Here is a 19,470-nt window from a genome sequence, read left to right on the forward strand (position 1 = left end):
TGGCGTACACCAATTACGGGGGCGGCGTGGACGGGACCGTGCGGGCGTGGGTGGAGGGGTGGGTCGTCTCGCGCGGGGCGGCTCCGCCCATGAGCGAGCCGTGGGGCTGGACGATCGACGTGGGGCTGTACGGGCACGTCACACGGCACGTGTTCGGCGCGACGGGCGACGACCTCGACGAGACGACCGTCCGCGAGGTGGCCGGCGCGGTGACCGGGGAGGGCGTGTGGCTGAAGGCCTTCCGGGACCCGGAGGTGGTCGCCGGCTGGCTGGACGGCGACTGGTGGGTCGACCCCGAGCCCGGCTTCCTGATGACGGTGCCGCTGACGGCGGACGAGACCCCGGACGTGCCCGGCGGCTACCGGCTGCGCTCGTGGGCGCGCGACGGAGTGACCCGGGTGATGGTGACCGCCCCCGACGGCTCCCTGGCGGCGCGCGGCCAGATCACCCCGACGGGCGCCACCGCCGTCGCCGACCGGATCGAGACGGCCCCCGGGCATCGCCGCAAGGGACTCGGCAGCCTGGTGATGCGCGCCCTGCAGAGCACCGCCGCCCGGCAGGGAGCCCGCACGGGCGTCCTCGCCGGCACCCCGGCGGGGCGCGCCCTCTACGAGTCGCTGGGCTGGAAGGTGACGGCCGTGCTGACCAGTGCCCGGCACGACCCGGCGGCTTCCGCCGGGACCTGACCGACCCACTCGCCTCCGCCCGGACCCGACCGGCCCACCACCCGGACCTGACCGATACGCCGCCCTCCGCCCGGACCCGACCGGCCTCCCGCCCGCGTGGCAACGAATCCCGGCGCGCGGGCGGCGGACGCGGCTCGCGTCCGTTCCAGGACCCGCTCCCCCGATATTTCCGCGCCCCCGGCGGTCCGGCCTGCCAGGATGAGCCGATGCCCACCTCATACGACACGCCTGACGTCCTGGACCGGCGCGAGGGCCCGCACGGCGAGGTCGTGCTGCGGCGGCACGGCGACCGGCTGGAGATCATCGCGAACGGCTGTTTCCTGATGGACACCTCCGACGGCCGCTCGGAGCGGCGGCTGGTCGACGCGGCCCTCGAAACCCTGCCCGGCCGGGACCACCCGGACGTACTGATCGGCGGACTCGGCGTCGGCTTCTCCCTCGCACACGCCGCGGCCGACCCGCGCTGGGGACGGATCGCCGTGGTGGAACGCGAGCCCGCGATCGTCGCATGGCACCGCGACGGCCCACTGGCAGCGATCTCCGCCGAGGCCCTCGCCGACCCCCGCACGGACATCGTCGAAGCGGATCTCGTCGCATACGTCAATGAGACATCCGACACGTACGACGCCCTCTGCCTCGACATCGACAACGGCCCCGACTGGACCGTCACGGAGGACAACGCTCACCTCTACGGCGAGGCCGGACTGGCAAGCTGCGCACGGGTGTTGAGACCGGGCGGGGTGCTCGCCGTGTGGTCGGCGCAGCCGTCTCCGGAATTCGAGGGAACCTTGCGGAATGCCGGGTTCCAGCAGGTGCGTACCGAAGAGATCCCCGTTGCCCGGGGCGTTCCGGACGTCGTGCACCTCGGCATCCGCCCTGGATAGCAAAGGCGTACTGCCTGCCCGTACGCTGCTCCCCTGACGCCGATCATTCAAGCGTCAATCGCAACGATGCGCAGGCATAGCCAGTCAGAAGGAATCACCCCACTGATTCCGGAAAGCACACCCCAGGGGCGGGCGATGGAGCAGACACACACCTCCCAACACGGTTCGGCGACGGCTACTCCTGGCGCGCAGCGCCGGGTGCTCGTCGTCGAGGACGACGCCACGATCGTCGACGCCATCGCGACCCGCCTGCGCGCCGAGGGATTCCTCGTGCAAACGGCGGGTGACGGTCCGGCCGCGGTCGACACGGCCGAGGCCTGGCAGCCGGACCTGCTGATCCTCGACATCATGCTGCCCGGCTTCGACGGTCTGGAGGTCTGCCGGCGCGTGCAGGCCGCCCGCCCCGTGCCGGTGCTCATGCTCACCGCGCGCGACGACGAGACCGACATGCTGGTCGGCCTCGGTGTCGGCGCCGACGACTACATGACCAAGCCGTTCTCCATGCGGGAGCTGGCCGCGCGCGTGCACGTGCTGCTGCGCCGCGTCGAGCGCGCCGCCCTGGCCGCCGCGACGCCGCGCAGCGGCATCCTGCGCCTGGGTGAACTGGAGATCGACCACGCGCAGCGCCGGGTCCGGGTGCGCAGCGAGGACGTCCACCTCACACCGACCGAGTTCGACCTGCTGGTGTGCCTCGCGAACACCCCGCGCGCGGTGCTCTCGCGCGAGCAGCTGCTCGCCGAGGTCTGGGACTGGGCGGACGCCTCCGGCACCCGCACGGTCGACAGCCACATCAAGGCGCTGCGCCGGAAGATCGGCGCCGAGCGGATCCGCACGGTGCACGGCGTCGGCTACGCCCTGGAGACCCCGACGCCATGAGCGGCGGGCCGGCTGCACGGAGAAACCCCGGGGAGCCGGAACCCTGGGGAAAGGTGAGCCCCTTCTCGATCAAGACGAAGCTGGGCGCGCTGGTGGTCATCTCGGTGCTGATCACCACGGGTCTGTCGGTGATCGCGGTGCACACCAAGACGGAGCTGCGCTTCATCACGGTCTTCTCGATGATCGCCACGTTGCTCATCACGCAGTTCGTGGCCCATTCGCTCACCGCGCCGCTGGACGAGATGACGGCCGTGGCGCGCTCCATCTCGCAGGGCGACTACACCCGCCGCACGCGGGAGAACCGCCGGGACGAGCTGGGCGACCTGGCCGTGACCATCAACGCCATGGCCGACGAGCTGGAGGCCCAGGACCGCCAGCGCAAGGAGCTGGTCGCGAACGTCTCGCACGAGCTGCGCACCCCCATCGCCGGGCTGCGCGCGGTGCTGGAGAACATCGTCGACGGCGTCACCCAGGCCGACCCGGAGACGATGCGCACGGCGCTGAAGCAGACCGAGCGCCTCGGCCGGCTGGTGGAGACGCTGCTGGACCTGTCCCGCCTGGACAACGGCGTCGTCCCGCTGAAGCAGCGGCGGTTCGAGGTGTGGCCGTACCTGTCGGGCGTGCTGAAGGAGGCCAACATGGTCGCCTCCGTGCGCGCGGGCATCGCCACCGGCTCGGGCAGTCACACCCGCACGGACGTGCACCTGCACCTCGACGTGCACCCGCCGGAGCTGACCGCGCACGCCGACCCGGAGCGCATCCACCAGGTCGTGGCCAATCTCATCGACAACGCGGTCAAGCACAGTCCGCCGCACGGCCGGGTGACGGTCAAGGCGCGGCGCGGCGCGCTGCCGGAGTCGCTGGAGCTGGAGGTCCTGGACGAGGGCCCCGGCATTCCGAAGTCCGAGTGGCACCGCGTCTTCGAGCGGTTCAACCGCGGCAGCGCCAAGCGGCCGCAGGGGCCGGGCAGCGACGGCGGCACGGGCCTCGGCCTGGCGATCGCCCGCTGGGCGGTGGATCTGCACGGCGGACGGATCGGAGTGGCCGAATCCGAGCGGGGTTGCCGGATTCTTGTCACTCTTCCGGGACTTCCATCTGTGCCAAGTTGACGTAAAGTTCGAAGCGGAGCCACAAGATCCACCGGCATCCGCGCTGACGGACACGTGTGATCAGGCACAGGCCCGCGCCACTGGCGTGTCAGGCCCCGCTCAACCCTTCCCTTCTTAAGCGGAACTACGCTTGTTTCCCGCCATTTCAAGCGGCGAAACACTCTCCAAGATGTGACTTGCGCGACGTTGAACGGGCCCGGCCTGACCTTCGCGCTCGGGGAGGCGTAGCCTTGATTCCCGCTGTCCATCATCTTGTGAAGCGGAAGAGGGCGGTTGCCGCCGTGTCGCCACAGTCCCCCAGTAACTCGAGCATCTCGACCGACACCGACCAAGCGGGCAAGAACCCCGCCGCGTCGTTCGGTGCCAACGAGTGGCTCGTCGACGAGATCTATCAGCAGTACCTCCAGGACCCGAATTCGGTAGACCGAGCCTGGTGGGACTTCTTCGCCGACTACAAGCCGGGCGCCGCTGCCGCCTCGGCTCCGGCGGGTACCGCGGCCACGGGGGCCGCGGGGACCACCACCGCTCAGCCGGCCGCGCCGGCCACTCCGGCCCAGGCCTCCGCCCCGGCGGCCGAGAAGCCCGCCGCGCCGGCCCCCGCCCAGGCTCCGGCCCAGGCGAAGCCCGCCGCCCAGGCCCCGGACCGGCCCGCGGCTCCCGCGAAGGCCGCCCCGACCCCCGCCAAGGCCGCCCCGGCCCCCGCTCAGCCGGCCGCCGCGAAGCCGGCCGCCCCGGCGAAGAAGGCCGAGCCCGCCGCCGAGGCCCCCGCGGGTCCCGAGCAGGTCGTGCTGCGCGGCCCCGCCGCCGCGGTCGCGAAGAACATGGACGCCTCCCTGGAGCTGCCCACGGCCACGTCCGTGCGCGCGGTCCCGGTGAAGCTGCTGTTCGACAACCGCATCGTCATCAACAACCACCTCAAGCGGGCGCGCGGCGGGAAGATCTCCTTCACGCACCTCATCGGCTACGCCATGGTCCAGGCGATCAAGGCCATGCCGGCGATGAACTACTCGTTCGCGAAGGTCGACGGCAAGCCGACCCTGGTCAAGCCGGAGCACGTCAACCTCGGTCTCGCCATCGACCTGGTCAAGCCGAACGGCGACCGCCAGCTCGTCGTCGCGGCGATCAAGAAGGCCGAGACGCTGAACTTCTTCGAGTTCTGGCAGGCCTACGAGGACATCGTCCGCCGCGCCCGCGACGGCAAGCTGACGATGGACGACTTCACCGGGGTCACCGTCTCCCTGACCAACCCCGGCGGCCTCGGCACGGTCCACTCGGTGCCGCGTCTGATGCCCGGCCAGTCCGTGATCATGGGCGTCGGCTCCATGGACTACCCGGCGGAGTTCCAGGGCACCAGCCAGGACACCCTGAACAAGCTCGGCATCTCGAAGGTCATGACGCTCACGTCGACCTACGACCACCGGGTCATCCAGGGCGCCGCCTCCGGCGAGTTCCTCCGCCAGGTCGCGAACCTGCTCCTCGGCGAGAACGGCTTCTACGACGACATCTTCGAGGCGCTGCGCATCCCCTACGAGCCGGTCCGCTGGCTCAAGGACATCGACGCCAGCCACGACGACGACGTCACCAAGGCCGCCCGCGTCTTCGAGCTGATCCACTCCTACCGGGTCCGCGGCCACGTCATGGCCGACACCGACCCGCTGGAGTACCAGCAGCGCAAGCACCCCGACCTGGACATCACCGAGCACGGCCTCACGCTCTGGGACCTGGAGCGCGAGTTCGCCGTCGGCGGCTTCGCCGGCAAGTCGATGATGAAGCTGCGCGACATCCTCGGCGTGCTGCGCGACTCGTACTGCCGCACCACCGGCATCGAGTTCATGCACATCCAGGACCCCAAGCAGCGCAAGTGGATCCAGGACCGCGTGGAGCGCCCGCACTCCAAGCCGGAGCGCGAGGAGCAGCTGCGCATCCTGCGCCGGCTGAACGCGGCCGAGGCGTTCGAGACGTTCCTGCAGACCAAGTACGTCGGCCAGAAGCGCTTCTCCCTGGAGGGCGGCGAGTCCGTCATCCCGCTGCTGGACGCGGTGCTGGACTCGGCCGCCGAGTCCCGCCTGGACGAGGTCGTCATCGGCATGGCCCACCGCGGCCGGCTGAACGTCCTCGCCAACATCGTCGGCAAGTCGTACGCGCAGATCTTCCGCGAGTTCGAGGGCAACCTCGACCCGAAGTCGATGCACGGCTCCGGCGACGTGAAGTACCACCTGGGCGCCGAGGGCACCTTCACGGGCCTGGACGGCGAGCAGATCAAGGTCTCCCTGGTCGCGAACCCCTCGCACCTGGAGGCGGTGGACCCGGTCCTGGAGGGCGTCTCCCGCGCCAAGCAGGACATCATCGGCAAGGGCGGCACGGACTTCACGGTCCTGCCGGTGGCGATCCACGGCGACGCGGCCTTCGCGGGCCAGGGCGTGGTGGCCGAGACCCTGAACATGTCGCAGCTGCGCGGCTACCGCACCGGCGGCACGGTCCACATCGTCATCAACAACCAGGTCGGCTTCACCGCGGCCCCCGAGTCCTCGCGTTCCTCCATGTACGCGACGGACGTGGCCCGCATGATCGAGGCCCCGATCTTCCACGTGAACGGCGACGACCCGGAGGCCGTGGTCCGCGTGGCGCGGCTCGCCTTCGAGTTCCGCCAGGCGTTCAACAAGGACGTGGTGATCGACCTCATCTGCTACCGCCGCCGCGGTCACAACGAGTCGGACAACCCGGCCTTCACCCAGCCGCTGATGTACGACCTGATCGACAAGAAGCGCTCGGTGCGCAAGCTGTACACCGAGTCCCTCATCGGTCGCGGCGACATCACCCTGGAAGAGGCCGAGCAGGCGCTGCAGGACTACCAGGGCCAGCTGGAGAAGGTCTTCACGGAGGTCCGCGAGGCCACGTCCCAGCCGGCCGCGGCCGCGCCCACGGACCCGCAGGCCGAGTTCCCGGTCGCCGTGAACACCGCGGTGACCACGGAGGTCGTCAAGCGGATCGCCGAGTCCCAGGTCAACATCCCCGACCACGTCACCGTGCACCCGCGTCTGCTGCCGCAGCTGCAGCGCCGGGCGTCGATGGTCGAGGACGGCACCATCGACTGGGGCATGGGCGAGACCCTCGCGATCGGCTCCCTCCTGCTGGAGGGCGTCCCGGTCCGCCTGGCGGGCCAGGACTCGCAGCGCGGTACCTTCGGCCAGCGCCACGCGGTCATCATCGACCGCAGCACGGGCGAGGAGTACACGCCGCTGCAGTACCTCTCCGAGGACCAGGCGCGGCTGAACGTCTACAACTCCCTCCTCTCCGAGTACGCGGCGATGGGCTTCGAGTACGGCTACTCGCTGGCCCGCCCCGAGGCGCTCGTGATGTGGGAGGCGCAGTTCGGCGACTTCGTCAACGGCGCGCAGACCGTGGTGGACGAGTTCATCTCGTCGGCCGAGCAGAAGTGGGCCCAGACCTCCGGCGTCGTGCTGCTCCTGCCGCACGGCTACGAGGGCCAGGGCCCGGACCACTCCTCGGCCCGCCCGGAGCGCTTCCTCCAGATGTGCGCGCAGAACAACATGACGGTCGCCATGCCGACGTCGCCGTCGAACTACTTCCACCTCCTGCGGTGGCAGGTGCACAACCCGCACCACAAGCCGCTGGTGGTCTTCACGCCGAAGTCGATGCTGCGCCTGAAGGCGGCGGCCTCGAAGGCGGAGGAGTTCACGACCGGGCAGTTCCAGCCGGTCATCGGCGACACGTCGGTCGACCCGGCCGCCGTCAAGAAGGTCGTCTTCTGCGCCGGCAAGGTCTACTACGACCTGGAGGCCGAGCGGCAGAAGCGCGGTGTGACGGACACGGCGATCATCCGCATCGAGCGGCTGTACCCGCTGCCGGGCACCGAGCTCCAGGCGGAGATCAAGAAGTACCCGAACGCCGAGAAGTACCTGTGGGCCCAGGAGGAGCCGGCGAACCAGGGTGCCTGGCCGTTCATCGCGCTCAACCTGATCGACCACCTGGACCTGGCGGTCGGCGCGGACGTCCCGCACGGCGAGCGCCTGCGCCGCATCTCGCGCCCGCACTCCTCGTCCCCGGCCGTCGGTTCCGCGAAGCGGCACCAGGCCGAGCAGGAGCAGCTGGTGCGTGAGGTGTTCGAGGCGTAGCCCTCGTACCCCGTCGCAGGTGACCGGGCCGCATCCCCGCCAGGGGGTGCGGCCCGGCCGCATATCCTTGACCCATGTACTTCACGGACCGTGGCATCGAGGAACTGGAGAAGCGGCGCGGCGAGGAGGAGATCACCTTCGAGTGGCTCGCCGAGCAGCTGCGCACGTTCGTCGATCTCAACCCCGACTTCGAGGTGCCGGTGGAGCGCCTGGCGACGTGGCTGGCGCGGCTGGACGACGAGGACGACGAGTAGGGAAGCCCGGCGCTGGCGCCCCTTGAGCGCGCGGGGGCCCGCTGCGACGGGCGGGCGTCGGACGCGTACTGGGCACCCGGCCCACCGACGGCCCGTGAGCCGCGCATCAGACGGAGGCGGGGAGATCGGGACACGACACCGCTCAGCACGGCTCCGCCGTGAGGCGCCCGGCTCCCCCCTGCGCGCGCAGTTCGCAGCACCACGCGGTCGCCAGACGCCTGCTCGGCACCCGGCCCAGCCCTCACGGCCGTCAGTCGCGCGGGTGCGTGAGGTCGTAGGCCAGGCCCAGCGCCCCGTGGGCCAGGAGCAGTGCCCCGGCCGCGGCCCAGCCCCAGCCACCACCGCGCCGCCGTAGCCCCCAGGCCAGCAGAGGCACGCCTCCCGCCACCTGGACGAGGGCCAGGGCTCGGGCCCTCGGGCCGCCCGCCCACGGCATCCAGGGCCCGAGTCGGCTGTGGTCGACGGTGTCGCGTTCCGCGACGGCCTCGCGCAGGCCGGGCCATGCGACGGGCAGGCTGCCCGGCAACAGGGCGGCAATTTCTCCGAGACGGTCGGCGGGTGTGCCCGGGGTGAGTCCCGGCGGCATCAGGACGCCCCACGCGCGCGAGGACCGCCAGCAGGCCGCGCAGCCGGGCGGCCCCGTCGGCTGCCAGGTCGGGCTTGGTGAGCTGTTCGAGGGCCTGCAGGTCCAGGACGGGGTCGAGGCCCACGCGCGCGGCGAAGGTGCGCAGCGCCTCGTCCTCCCCCGCCGGGACGCCGCTCGCGAGCCAGACGAATCCGACAGGGCGGCGGAAGCCGTAGGCGAGGGTGAACCCGGCGTGGTCGGCGTCCCACCACAGGGCGAGGACGGGCCAGGGCGCGCCCACGGCGAGGGCGGTGGCCCAGCCGGTGACCACGCGGTCGACGGGCTCCGCGCCGTCCCGCCAGGGCCGGCCCTCGGGGACCAAAACGCTCCAGTCGTCGCCCGCGCGGGTCAGCCGCATGGGCTCCCGCAGCAGATGGGCGACGGGCGCGACGGCCCCGGGCACCGCCCTGCACAACAGCAGCGCCCCGCGGGCGGGTCCGGTGGGGGCGTCGGGCGTCGGCATGCTCACACGCTAGGTCGATCCGGTGGGATATGAGCACTTATGACCACCCCTTCATCCCCAGAACGGGTGTCTTGACTTTCGACCACCACGATATATCGTGAATGACAGGAGACGCGATATGGCGCGTCGAGGCGGGGAGGTCTCACGATGTCCGAGTGGTCCGTCACGGAACCGAGCAAGCTCACGTTCGACGAGCCGGTGAGCGACCTCCACGTGCGCCTGGTCAACGGAACGGTGAACGTCGTGGGCACGGACGAAGGTTCCGCCCGCCTGGAGGTCTCCGAGATCGAGGGGCCGCCCCTGGTGGTGACCCGGCAGGGCGGCACCCTGACGGTGGCCTACGAGGACCTGCCCTGGAAGGGCTTCCTGTCCTGGCTGGACAGCAAGGGCTGGCGCCGCAGCGCGGTCGCGTCCCTGGCCGTCCCGGCCGGCACCCGCGTGGAGGTGGGAGTGGTGGGCGCCGCCGCCGTGGTCTCGGGCATCGAGGGGCGGACGGTGGTCAAGGGCGTCACCGGCGACACCACGCTGGTGGGTCTTTCCGGTCCGGTCCGGGCCGACACGGTCTCCGGCAGCCTGGAGGCCCAGGACGTCACGGGTGACCTTCGGTTCAACTCGGTCTCCGGCGACCTCACCGTGGTCGAGGGCTCCGGCCGCTCGGTCCGGGCCGACTCGGTCAGCGGCTCGATGATCGTCGACCTCGCCCCGGACGGCCCCACGGACGTGAAGCTGACCAGCGTCTCCGGCGAGATCGCGATCCGGCTGCCGCACCGGGCGGACGCCGAGGTCGAGGCCAACACGGCGAGCGGCGCCGTCTCCAACGCCTTCGACGACCTCCGGGTGCATGGCCAGTGGGGCGCTCACAAGATCACCGGCCGTCTCGGCTCGGGCAGCGGCACCCTGCGGGCCACCACGGTCTCCGGCTCGATCGCCCTGCTGCGCCGGCCGGCCGGGCCGGACGACGACCAGGAACCACGGGACGCACGCCCCGGCACCGACAGCCCTCCGACGGCCCCGGCGGGCCGCCCCGAGGGCGACTCGGGGGACAATTCCGTCTCCGGCCCGGGCGAGGGCACCACCACCGCCCCGGCCGACGGCACGACCGACAAGAAGGTGCTCTGACATGCCCCCCGTCTTCGCCCACGGCCGCCTCCGCCTCTACCTGCTCAAGCTGCTGGACGAGGCCCCCCGCCACGGCTACGAGGTGATCCGCCTCCTCGAGGAGCGCTTCCAGGGGCTGTACGCCCCCTCTGCGGGCACGGTCTACCCGCGCCTGGCCAAGCTGGAGGCCGAGGGCCTGGTCACCCACACCACCGAGGGCGGCCGCAAGGTCTACTCGATCACGGACGCGGGCCGCGCCGAACTGGCCGACCGCAGCGGCGAGCTCGCCGACCTGGAGCTGGAGATCCGGGAGTCCGTCGCCGAACTGGCCGCCGAGATCCAGGCGGACGTACGCGGAGCGGCGGGCGACCTGCGCCGCGAGATGCGCGCAGCAGCCACCGAGGCCCGCCGGGACAACGGCACCAGGACCGGCGGAACCGACGGCACCTCTCACGGCGACTTCGGGCAGTTCGGCGACAAGGACGCCTGGCGCATCGCCAAGGAGGAGATGCGGCGCGCCCGGCAGGAGTGGAAGGAGCAGGCCCGCCGGGCCAAGGACGAGAGCCGCCGCGCCCGCGAGGACGCCCAGCGCGCCCGCCGTCAGGCGAAGGAGGCCCAGGAGCAGGCCCGCGCCCAGGCGCAGGAGCAGGTGCAGCGCATCGCCCGCCGCGTCCAGGAGCAGGTGCAGGACCACTTCACCCGCGGCGACTGGCCGACGGGACTGCGCGAGGGCCTCAGCGAACTGGTCAAGGAGGTCGGCGAGTTCGGCAAGGACTACGGCAAGGACTTCGGCTTCGACTGGACCGGCTCGGGCAAGCAGGAGACGGCTCGCTCACAGTCCGCGGAGGACTTCCCCGCCGCCTACGAACCGTCCTGGGCCCACGAGGACGCCGCGTCCTCCACCGGCGATCCGGCCCGCGACCTGGACCGCCTCCTCGACCGCTTCCGGGACGACATCCGCGATGCCGCCCGCGACAACGGCGTCACCGCCGACCAGCTCCGGGACGCCCGCCGCCACCTGTCCACGGCCGCGGCCCACATAGGAGCGCTCCTGCGCACGCCCAAGGCGTAAGCGGCCGCGTTCAGCCGGCCTTGGCCTCGCCGCCACCCCCGTACAGCACGCGCACCAGCGACGCGTACGTCACCCCGTGGTCGGCGAGGACCTCGGCCGGGACGCCCGGGCGCACAGTCAGGGCCAGCAGCAGGTGCTCGTCGCCGATGTGCCGGTCCCGCTGGGCGAGGGCCGCGCGCAGCGACCCCTCCAGCACGCCCTTGGCCGCGCGCCCGAACGAGGGGCGTCCCGACCACCACCGTGAGTCCTTGCGGTCGCCGGACATGACCCCGGCTCCGTGCACCTCCTCCACCCGCGCGACGATCTCCGCCACGTCGATCCCCAGTCCGGCGAGCGCGTCGCTCTCGGCCCGGGACAGCCCGGCGCGCTTCCGCGCCTCCCGCAGGGCCTCCCTCACCGACTCCCGTCCGTCGGACCCGACCCCCACGGCGGCGAGGGCGAAGGAGCCCCGGCTGCCCTCCCGGTCGAGCAGGGCCAGCAGCAGATGCTCGGGCTCCACGCTGCTCCCACCACCCGCCTCGACATAGGTGAACGCGCTCTTGACCACGTCCCGGGCGTCCTTCGTGAACCGCTCGAACATCAATGCCTCCCGTACTTCTTGTGCACGGCCTGCCTGCTCACACCGAGTTCGGTGGCGATCTCCTGCCACGACCAGCCCTGGTTGCGCGCGTTGCGCACCTGCACGGCTTCCAGCTGCTCCAGCAGCCGGCGCAGCGCGGCGACGGCCCGCAGGCCGACCCGCGGATCACGGTCACCGGCACGCTCGGCCAGATCGGTTGCTTCGGTCATGACGTCAACATAGGTTGACACCCGGCATTCGTCAACCCCAGTTGACACGCGAAACGGCCGGCCCGTTCCCGGACCGGCCGTTCGAGCACTGCGCGCGCTCAGGGATTGGTCAGCACGATCTTCCCGAACTGCTCACCGGAGGCGAGCCGCTCGAAGCCCTCCCGCGCACGGTCCATGGGCAGCACCTCGTCGATGACGGGCCGCACTCCGGTGGCGGCGCAGAACGCCAGCAGATCCTCCAGCTCGTCCTTGGTCCCCATGGTGGAGCCGACGACCTTGAGCTCCAGGAAGAAGATGCGGGTCAGCTCGGCGTGCGAGGGCCGGTCGCCACTCGTGGCACCGGAGATGACCAGGGTGCCGCCCGGCTTCAGCGACTTCACGGAGTGCGACCAGGTCGCGGCCCCCACGGTCTCGATCACGGCGTCGACCCGCTGCGGCAGACGCGCTCCGGCCTCCAGCGCCTCGACGGCCCCCAGTTCCAGGGCCCGCTTGCGCTTGGCCTCGTCCCGGCTGGTGGCGAAGACCCGCAGCCCGGCGGCCTTGCCCAGCACGATCGCGGCCGTGGCGACACCGCCGCCGGCGCCCTGCACCAGCACGGAGTCGCCGGGCCGGACACCCGCGTTCGTGAACAGCATCCGGTACGCGGTCAGCCACGCCGTCGGCAGACAGGCGGCCTCCTCGAAGGACAGCTCCTTCGGCTTGGGCAGGATGTTCCAGGTCGGCACGGACACCTGCTCGGCGAAGGTGCCCTGGTAGCGCTCGGTGAGGATGGAACGGGGTTCCTTCGGGCCGACCCCGTGCCCGCTCTGTCCGATGACGGAGTGCAGGACGACCTCGTTGCCGTCCTCGTCGACCCCGGCGGCGTCGCAGCCGAGGATCATCGGCAGCTTGTCCTCCGCGAGGCCGACGCCGCGCAGGGACCAGAGGTCGTGGTGGTTGAGGGAGGCGGCCTTGACCGTGACGGTGCTCCAGCCGGGACGGGCCTCGGGAGCAGGACGCTCCCCCAACTCCAGGCCGGACAGCGGCTGGTCGCGGTCGATTCGGGCGGCGTAGACAGCGAACATGACCTTGACGATAGGTTCCCCACCGGGGTGACGGAACCGTATGCCCCTGTGAGACACACCCTCTTGCCAGGACCGGGACGCCCCTGCTGAGGCCGGGGCCGGCCCGCGGCCCGGCGGAGCGGGAGGCCGCCGCGCGCGCCCGCGGTGGCCTCCGGGACCCGTCCGCGTCCGTACACCACCCGAACAGCCGAACCCCCGGCAAAGAAATGACCCCGCCCAACCCGGACGGGGTCACCTCATCACTCGCTCGGCGGTATCAGCGACGCGCGACACCCTCGGCCCGCGCCGCGGCCGCGACCGCCGCGGTCACCGCAGGCGCCACCCGCTCGTCGAACGGCGACGGAATGACGTAGTCGGCGGCGAGATCGTCCCCGACCACAGCGGCCAGCGCCTCCGCGGCGGCCAGCTTCATCCCCTCCGTGATCCGGGAGGCCCGCACCTGCAGCGCCCCGGCGAAGATCCCCGGGAACGCCAGCACGTTGTTGATCTGGTTCGGGAAGTCCGACCGCCCGGTGGCGACGACCGCCGCGTACTTGTGCGCGACCTCGGGGTGCACCTCCGGGTTCGGGTTCGCCATGGCGAAGACGAACGCGCCCTCGGCCATGGACGCCACCGCGGACTCCGGGACGGTCCCTCCCGAGACCCCGATGAACACGTCGGCCCCGGCCAGCGCCGTCTCCAGCGAGCCCGTGATCCCGGCCTTGTTGGTGAACCCGGCCAGGTCCCGCTTGACCGGCGTGAGGTCGTCCCGGTCCGCCGACACGACACCCTTGCGGTCGGCCACCGCGACGTCCCCGATCCCGGCCTCGACCAGCATCTTCGCGATGGCGACACCCGCCGCGCCGGCGCCGGAGATGACGGCCCGCAGGTCGCCCACGGCCCGCCCGCTCAGCCGCGCGGCGTTCCGCAGGGCGGCCAGCGTCACGACCGCCGTGCCGTGCTGGTCGTCGTGGAAGACCGGGATGTCCAGCCGCTCCTGCAGCTTCCGCTCGATCTCGAAGCACCGCGGCGCCGAGATGTCCTCCAGGTTGACGCCGCCGAACGAGGGCGCGAGCCGCACCACCGTCTCGACGATCTCGTCGACGTCCGTGCAGGCCAGCGCGATCGGAACCGCGTCCACACCGCCGAACTGCTTGAACAGGATGGCCTTGCCCTCCATCACCGGGAGGGAGGCCTCGGGCCCGATGTCACCGAGCCCCAGCACGGCCGTACCGTCCGTCACGACGGCGACGACCGAGGACTTCCATGTGTAGTCGTGCACCAGCTCCGGCTGCTCCGCGATCGCGCTGCACACCTTCGCGACCCCGGGCGTGTACGCCAGGGACAGGTCGTCCTTGTCACGGACCGGCACGGTGGCCTGCACGGCCATCTTGCCGCCGCGGTGCAGCGCGAACGCCGGATCGAAGGAGTCGAGGGGCTCCGCACCGCCCTCGTTGCCCGTATCACCGGTCTTGCTCTCGCTGCGAGGATTGACGATCTCCGCTGCCACTTCGTTTTACCCCTTAAATCTTCATCGGTTTGAGGGTGGCCACTCCTGGTGAGGGGTGGGCGGGACCGCGTACCGCCGTGGTCGTGCTTGTACGTGATACGTACGGGCGCGTACGCGACGGGCGCGCCGCACACGCGCCCTGAGCCCCGGATGAGGGGTGTAAAGACCTTTCTTACCGGACGGACGGCACCGAGGACGAGTCCATAACGCCAAGGTCACATGCCAGCGCCCTGACTCTTCGTCCAAAATCGGGACAAGGCCTGGACAAACCATCGACAACCACTCAAGCGGCGGCGAAGTCCGCGGCCCCCGGAGCCAAATCCCGGGATATGCCGAAGATCTTCCGGCCGGAAGGAGAGATTCCCACAGAAGGTCCGGCCGTGATGTACCGGAGTGGTGCGGTTCGGGGGTCGCCCGTTATCCGATTTTGACATGGCTGGCCCCCAGAATGGCGCAGTCCGAATGGCAAGATGCCGTAATCACACGAGGTCGCGACACTCGAAGACGTGTGTTCTCGTCGACCCACGGCATTGCCGGCCCCGCCGGCAGGCCACGGCGCTGCCGACCCCATCGGCGGCGCTGAGCCCCATCGGCAACTCCACCCATCCGCCGGAGGAACCCACCATGACCGCAAGCTCCACCCGTCGTACGACCGCCGCCCGCTCCCGGCTAGCAGCGGTCGGTGCGATCGCGGTCGCAGGCGCGCTGATGCTCACCGGATGCGGTGACCAGACCAAGGACAACGGCTCGGGCAGCGAGACCGCGACGGCCTCCGCCCCGCTGGCCGACAAGCTGCCCAAGGCGATCCGCGACAAGGGCGTCATCAAGGTCGGTTCGGACATCGCCTACGCCCCGGTCGAGTTCAAGGACAGCTCGGGCAAGGTGGTCGGCATCGACCCCGACCTCGCCGCCGCCATGGGCAAGCAGCTCGGGGTCGACTTCCAGTTCGAGAACGGCACCTTCGACACGCTGATCACGGGTCTGCGCTCCAAGCGGTACGACATCGCCATGTCCGCGATGACCGACACCAAGGACCGCCAGGAGGGCATCGACTCCGACACGGGCAAGAAGGTCGGCGAGGGCGTCGACTTCGTGGACTACTTCACCGCCGGTGTGTCGATCTACACCAAGAAGGGCGACGACCAGGGCATCAAGACCTGGTCCGACCTGTGCGGCAAGAAGATCGTGCTGCAGCGCGGCACGGTCTCCGAGGACCTCGCCAAGGCCGAGTCGAAGAAGTGCCCGTCCGGCAAGAAGATCGCCATCGAGCCCTTCGACAACGACCAGCAGGCCCAGACCCGCCTGCGCGCGGGCGGCGCCGACGCCGGCTCGTCCGACTTCCCGGTCGCCGCGTACGCCGTGAAGACCTCCGGCGGCGGCAAGGACTTCCAGCTGGTCGGCGAGCAGGTCGAGGCCGCTCCGTACGGCATCGCGGTCGCCAAGAACCAGACGGAGCTGCGGGACGCGCTCAAGGCCGCGCTCGACGCCATCATCAAGAACGGCGAGTACGAGAAGATCCTGAAGAAGTGGGGCGTCACGGACGGCTCCGTCGACGAGGCCACGATCAACGGCGGCAAGTGACCGCGACGCAGCGGCACTGAAAGGCAACACCCGTGACTGTTGACATCGACAAGACGGCGGGCGACACGCCCCCGGCCGGGCCGGAGGCCATCAAGGCCATCCCGGTCCGGCACTACGGGCGGTACATCTCGGCCGTCGTCGCCCTCGCCCTGCTGGGCGGCGTCGTCTACGCGTTCGCCCAGGGCAAGATCAACTGGGACGCGATCCCGGACTACTTCTTCGACGACCGCATCGTCGACGGCGTGGGCAAAACGCTCCTGCTGACGGTGCTGTCCATGGCGATCGGCATCATCGGCGGCGTCCTGCTCGCCGTGATGCGCCTGTCGAAGAACCCGGTGACCTCGTCGATCGCCTGGTTCTACATCTGGTTCTTCCGCGGCACCCCGGTCCTGGTCCAGCTGATCGTCTGGTTCAACCTCGGCCTGGTCTTCGAGTACATCAACCTCGGGCCGTTCTACAAGGACGAGTGGTCGGACTTCATGACCCCGTTCCTGACGGCGCTGCTGGGCCTCGGCCTGAACGAGGCGGCGTACATGGCGGAGATCTGCCGTGCCGGTCTGCTCTCGGTCGACGAGGGCCAGACCGAGGCGTCGCACGCGCTCGGCATGAGCCACTCCAAGACGCTGCGCCGGATCGTGATCCCGCAGGCGATGCGCGTGATCGTGCCGCCGACGGGCAACGAGGTCATCAACATGCTGAAGACGACCTCGCTGGTCTCGGTCGTCCAGTACCCCGAACTGCTCCGCGCCGCCCAGGACATCGGCCAGACCTCCGGCGCCCCGGCTGAGATGCTGTTCCTGGCGGCGGCCTGGTACCTGCTGCTGACCTCGGTCTTCAGCGTCGGCCAGTACTACCTGGAGCGGTACTACGCGCGTGGTTCGAGCCGGTCGCTCCCGGCCACGCCGTTCCAGAAGATCAAGGCCAACGTGCTGTCCCTGTCCAACCGCTCGTCGACGACGGGAGGCACCGCATGACCGCCATGGTGAAGGCCGAGGGCGTCCACAAGTCCTTCGGTCCCGTCGAGGTCCTCAAGGGCATCGACCTGGAGGTGAAGTCCGGCGAGGTGTTCTGCCTCATCGGACCGTCCGGCTCCGGCAAGTCGACCTTCCTCAGGTGCATCAACCACCTGGAGAAGATCAACGCCGGCCGCCTGTACGTCGACGGCGAGCTGGTCGGCTACAAGCAGAAGGGCGACAAGCTCTACGAGCTGAAGGACAGCGAGGTCGCGCTGAAGCGCCGGGACATCGGCATGGTCTTCCAGCGCTTCAACCTGTTCCCGCACATGACGGCCGTGGAGAACGTCATGGAGGCGCCCGTCCAGGTCAAGGGCGTGAACAAGGGCCAGGCGCGGCTGCGCGCGCTGGAGCTGCTGGACCGGGTGGGCCTGGCCGACAAGGCGGGCAACTACCCCTCGCAGCTCTCCGGCGGCCAGCAGCAGCGCGTGGCCATCGCGCGGGCCCTGGCCATGGACCCGAAGCTGATGCTGTTCGACGAGCCGACCTCGGCGCTCGACCCGGAGCTGGTCGGTGACGTCCTGGACGTCATGCGCGACCTGGCCGAGTCGGGTATGACGATGGTCGTCGTCACGCACGAGATGGGCTTCGCCCGCGAGGTGGGCGACAGCCTGGTCTTCATGGACGGCGGCGTGGTGGTCGAATCCGGACATCCGCGCGAGGTGCTGACGAACCCGCAGCACGAGCGGACGAAGTCGTTCCTGTCCAAGGTGCTCTGACGGCACGCACGGCGAGGGGGCGGTACGGAATCTCCGTGCCGCCCCCTTCGCGCTCCCCCGCGCGTCTACTTCATGGCGAGCAGCAGGGTGTCCGAGGGCGAGCACCACACCGGCCTGACCTCGCCGAACCCCTTCTCGCGCAGCACGCGCACATGCCAGGCCACCGACGGCGTGTCCCCGTCGGCGTGGTCGCCGTAGATCTCGTAACGCCGGGCGGTGGGTCCGGCGAGGACAGGGTCCTTCGCGGCGAGCTGCCACCACTCGGTCCAGCCGAGGACGCCGGACTCCCTGGCCTGTTCCATGCGGGCGTGGCGCTGGGCACGCTCGGCGGCGTTGATCCGGGGCGTCGACTCGTCGATCATGTGGTCCGCGTTCAGGAAGACCCCGCCCTCGCGGACGAGTCCGGCGAGGCGGCCGTAGAGCTCCGCGAGAGGGTCCCGGTGCAGCCAGTGCAGGGCCGTCGCGGTGAGGACGGCGTCGTACGAGTCGTGCGGCAGCCTGGCCGGCCAGTCGGGATCCTTGAGGTCGGCGCCGACCAGGGTGACCCGGTCGTCACCGGCGAAGGTGCCCTCGGCGATGGCGAGGAGCGCCGGGTCGAGGTCGACTCCGGTGCTGGTGGCGTCGGGGAACCGGGCGAGCAGCCGGGCGGTGATGCTGCCCGTGCCGCAGGCCAGGTCGAGGACGCGCGGGGCGGTGCCCACGACGGCCTCCACCATGTCGAGCATGATGCGGAACCGCTCCTCGCGGTCGGGCATGTACCACTCCTGCTGGCGGTCCCAGCTCGCCTGCCAGGCCTGCCAGTCGGTGGTGGCCGTGGTGGTGTCCGCGTCCGTCATCGAGCCCCTCCGTCGTAATACCCTGGATACACGATCAGCTGTTACCAGCGCGCACTCACGACCATAAAGCCCCTCCGTAAGGACTACAAGTGGAACTGGCCTATTACTCGGACTATGCCGTGCGCCTCGTCAACACCGAGGAGCCGGCCCGGGGCACGGACACCCTGACCTCGGTGGAGGCCGTGCGCGATCTGTTCGGCGGCCAGCAGTCGGCCGCGCGCCGCGCCACGGACGCGGACGTGACCCGGTTCCGCTCGGTCCGGGCCCGGCTGCGCGCGGTCTTCGAGGCGGCGGACGGCGGCGACGAGCAGCTCGCCGTGGACCTGCTGAACTCCCTGCTGCTGGAGTTCCCGGTGAGCCCGCAGATCTCGGGGCACGACTTCCGCGACGACGACGGCCGCCCGCTGTGGCACATGCACCTGGCGGACCACCCGTCCAACGCCACCGCCGGCTACGCGGCCATCGCCGCGATGGGCCTGGCCTTCCACCTCACCGAGTACGGCGTGGACCGCCTCGGCCTGTGCGAGGCCCCGCCCTGCCGCAACGCCTACCTGGACACCTCGACCAACCGCTCGCGGCGCTACTGCTCCGACCGCTGCGCGACCCGTGCCAACGTGGCGGCCTACCGGGCCCGCAAACGCCTGGAGGCGGCCCGGCCCGGCCTGCCGGAGAGGACGGGCCTGGCGGCCGACAGCGCCCAGCCGAGCAGCGCCCACGGCGAGCGCCGGCCGGGCCTGAGCGGCCGGTAGCGGAACCGGACCCGGCCCAGCACCAGG

The 19,470-nt window shown here is 70.9% G+C and carries 17 protein-coding genes and 1 pseudogene; 12 read left to right on the forward strand and 6 right to left on the reverse strand.

The window, feature by feature from the left end:
- Positions 1-26 precede the first annotated feature (26 nt).
- The 6 genes from ACF07N_RS07510 (at position 27) to ACF07N_RS07535 (ending at position 7,945) form a co-directional block, all read left to right on the forward strand.
- On the forward strand, positions 27-686 hold the full coding sequence (locus ACF07N_RS07510; protein ID WP_392111068.1) for a GNAT family N-acetyltransferase: 660 nt from the start codon (positions 27-29) through the stop codon (positions 684-686).
- Between the two features lie 206 nt (positions 687-892).
- Positions 893-1,570 (forward strand): spermidine synthase, encoded by a 678-nt coding sequence (locus ACF07N_RS07515; protein WP_392109551.1) that lies wholly within the window; start codon positions 893-895, stop codon positions 1,568-1,570.
- A gap of 135 nt (positions 1,571-1,705) precedes the next feature.
- A complete protein-coding gene (locus ACF07N_RS07520; protein ID WP_383323799.1) occupies positions 1,706-2,446 on the forward strand; it encodes a response regulator transcription factor in 741 nt (246 codons plus the stop codon).
- Entirely contained in the window at positions 2,443-3,555 is a 1,113-nt protein-coding gene (locus ACF07N_RS07525) for an ATP-binding protein (protein WP_383323802.1), read from the forward strand. The genes ACF07N_RS07520 and ACF07N_RS07525 overlap by 4 nt, the downstream gene beginning before the upstream one ends.
- Positions 3,556-3,836: 281 nt before the next feature.
- A complete protein-coding gene (locus tag ACF07N_RS07530; protein ID WP_392109556.1) occupies positions 3,837-7,691 on the forward strand; it encodes a multifunctional oxoglutarate decarboxylase/oxoglutarate dehydrogenase thiamine pyrophosphate-binding subunit/dihydrolipoyllysine-residue succinyltransferase subunit in 3,855 nt (1,284 codons plus the stop codon).
- A gap of 74 nt (positions 7,692-7,765) precedes the next feature.
- A complete protein-coding gene (locus tag ACF07N_RS07535) occupies positions 7,766-7,945 on the forward strand; it encodes a DUF6104 family protein (RefSeq protein ID WP_028420339.1) in 180 nt (59 codons plus the stop codon).
- Between the two features lie 250 nt (positions 7,946-8,195).
- On the opposite strand, the pseudogene ACF07N_RS07540 reads toward ACF07N_RS07535, so the two are convergent.
- Positions 8,196-9,033 (reverse strand): annotated as a pseudogene (locus ACF07N_RS07540) (hypothetical protein).
- Positions 9,034-9,180: 147 nt separating this feature from the next.
- Between ACF07N_RS07540 and ACF07N_RS07545 the strand changes: the two are divergent.
- Both ACF07N_RS07545 and ACF07N_RS07550 read left to right on the forward strand, forming a co-directional pair.
- Entirely contained in the window at positions 9,181-10,152 is a 972-nt protein-coding gene (locus ACF07N_RS07545) for a DUF4097 domain-containing protein (RefSeq protein WP_392109559.1), read from the forward strand.
- A 1-nt stretch (position 10,153) separates the two neighbouring features.
- Positions 10,154-11,203 carry a PadR family transcriptional regulator gene (locus ACF07N_RS07550; RefSeq protein WP_392109562.1) on the forward strand — a complete coding sequence of 350 codons (1,050 nt, stop codon included), beginning with the start codon at positions 10,154-10,156 and terminating at the stop codon, positions 11,201-11,203.
- Between the two features lie 10 nt (positions 11,204-11,213).
- Here the strand turns inward: ACF07N_RS07550 and ACF07N_RS07555 are convergent, their stop codons facing one another.
- The 4 genes from ACF07N_RS07555 to ACF07N_RS07570 form a co-directional block, all read right to left on the reverse strand.
- Positions 11,214-11,783: a Clp protease N-terminal domain-containing protein gene (locus tag ACF07N_RS07555; protein WP_392109565.1), complete on the reverse strand. Its 570-nt coding sequence runs from the start codon at positions 11,781-11,783 to the stop codon at positions 11,214-11,216.
- Entirely contained in the window at positions 11,783-11,992 is a 210-nt protein-coding gene (locus ACF07N_RS07560) for an HTH domain-containing protein (RefSeq protein ID WP_003992902.1), read from the reverse strand. The genes ACF07N_RS07555 and ACF07N_RS07560 overlap by 1 nt, the downstream gene beginning before the upstream one ends.
- A 98-nt stretch (positions 11,993-12,090) precedes the next feature.
- On the reverse strand, positions 12,091-13,056 hold the full coding sequence (locus ACF07N_RS07565; RefSeq protein ID WP_383323832.1) for a zinc-binding dehydrogenase: 966 nt from the start codon (positions 13,054-13,056) through the stop codon (positions 12,091-12,093).
- A gap of 256 nt (positions 13,057-13,312) precedes the next feature.
- Complete coding sequence (locus ACF07N_RS07570) at positions 13,313-14,545, reverse strand: NADP-dependent malic enzyme (RefSeq protein WP_383323835.1); 1,233 nt, start codon at positions 14,543-14,545, stop codon at positions 13,313-13,315.
- Between the two features lie 624 nt (positions 14,546-15,169).
- On the opposite strand from ACF07N_RS07570, the gene ACF07N_RS07575 reads away from it, so the two are divergent.
- From ACF07N_RS07575 to ACF07N_RS07585, 3 genes are read left to right on the forward strand one after another with little or no spacing between them, the layout of a single operon-like run.
- Positions 15,170-16,126, forward strand: a complete 957-nt coding sequence (locus tag ACF07N_RS07575; RefSeq protein WP_392109569.1) for an ABC transporter substrate-binding protein — start codon at positions 15,170-15,172, stop codon at positions 16,124-16,126.
- 32 nt (positions 16,127-16,158) lie between these two features.
- Positions 16,159-17,100: an amino acid ABC transporter permease gene (locus tag ACF07N_RS07580; RefSeq protein ID WP_392109572.1), complete on the forward strand. Its 942-nt coding sequence runs from the start codon at positions 16,159-16,161 to the stop codon at positions 17,098-17,100.
- Positions 17,097-17,858, forward strand: coding sequence for an amino acid ABC transporter ATP-binding protein (locus ACF07N_RS07585; protein WP_383323844.1), 762 nt, complete (start codon positions 17,097-17,099; stop codon positions 17,856-17,858). Before ACF07N_RS07580 ends, ACF07N_RS07585 begins: the two co-directional genes overlap by 4 nt.
- A 65-nt stretch (positions 17,859-17,923) precedes the next feature.
- Here the strand turns inward: ACF07N_RS07585 and ACF07N_RS07590 are convergent, their stop codons facing one another.
- Positions 17,924-18,694, reverse strand: coding sequence for a class I SAM-dependent methyltransferase (locus ACF07N_RS07590; RefSeq protein WP_392109576.1), 771 nt, complete (start codon positions 18,692-18,694; stop codon positions 17,924-17,926).
- A gap of 89 nt (positions 18,695-18,783) precedes the next feature.
- Between ACF07N_RS07590 and ACF07N_RS07595 the strand changes: the two genes are divergently transcribed.
- Entirely contained in the window at positions 18,784-19,443 is a 660-nt protein-coding gene (locus tag ACF07N_RS07595) for a CGNR zinc finger domain-containing protein (protein WP_392109579.1), read from the forward strand.
- Positions 19,444-19,470: the final 27 nt, after the last annotated feature.

Origin of the sequence: Streptomyces sp. NPDC015242, from assembly GCF_043079125.1 — a bacterium.
GTDB lineage: Bacteria > Actinomycetota > Actinomycetes > Streptomycetales > Streptomycetaceae > Streptomyces.

Bases quoted from the DNA above. Each gene is read 5' to 3' on its own strand.
- ACF07N_RS07515 (WP_392109551.1), top strand. From the start codon at position 893: ATGCCCACCTCATACGACACGCCTGACGTCCTGGACCGGCGCGAGGGC.
- ACF07N_RS07520 (WP_383323799.1), top strand. From the start codon at position 1,706: ATGGAGCAGACACACACCTCCCAACACGGTTCGGCGACGGCTACTCCT.
- ACF07N_RS07525 (WP_383323802.1), top strand. From the start codon at position 2,443: ATGAGCGGCGGGCCGGCTGCACGGAGAAACCCCGGGGAGCCGGAACCC.
- ACF07N_RS07535 (WP_028420339.1), top strand. From the start codon at position 7,766: ATGTACTTCACGGACCGTGGCATCGAGGAACTGGAGAAGCGGCGCGGC.
- ACF07N_RS07545 (WP_392109559.1), top strand. From the start codon at position 9,181: ATGTCCGAGTGGTCCGTCACGGAACCGAGCAAGCTCACGTTCGACGAG.
- ACF07N_RS07550 (WP_392109562.1), top strand. From the start codon at position 10,154: ATGCCCCCCGTCTTCGCCCACGGCCGCCTCCGCCTCTACCTGCTCAAG.
- ACF07N_RS07555 (WP_392109565.1), bottom strand. From the start codon at position 11,783: ATGTTCGAGCGGTTCACGAAGGACGCCCGGGACGTGGTCAAGAGCGCG.
- ACF07N_RS07560 (WP_003992902.1), bottom strand. From the start codon at position 11,992: ATGACCGAAGCAACCGATCTGGCCGAGCGTGCCGGTGACCGTGATCCG.
- ACF07N_RS07565 (WP_383323832.1), bottom strand. From the start codon at position 13,056: ATGTTCGCTGTCTACGCCGCCCGAATCGACCGCGACCAGCCGCTGTCC.
- ACF07N_RS07575 (WP_392109569.1), top strand. From the start codon at position 15,170: ATGACCGCAAGCTCCACCCGTCGTACGACCGCCGCCCGCTCCCGGCTA.
- ACF07N_RS07585 (WP_383323844.1), top strand. From the start codon at position 17,097: ATGACCGCCATGGTGAAGGCCGAGGGCGTCCACAAGTCCTTCGGTCCC.
- ACF07N_RS07590 (WP_392109576.1), bottom strand. From the start codon at position 18,694: ATGACGGACGCGGACACCACCACGGCCACCACCGACTGGCAGGCCTGG.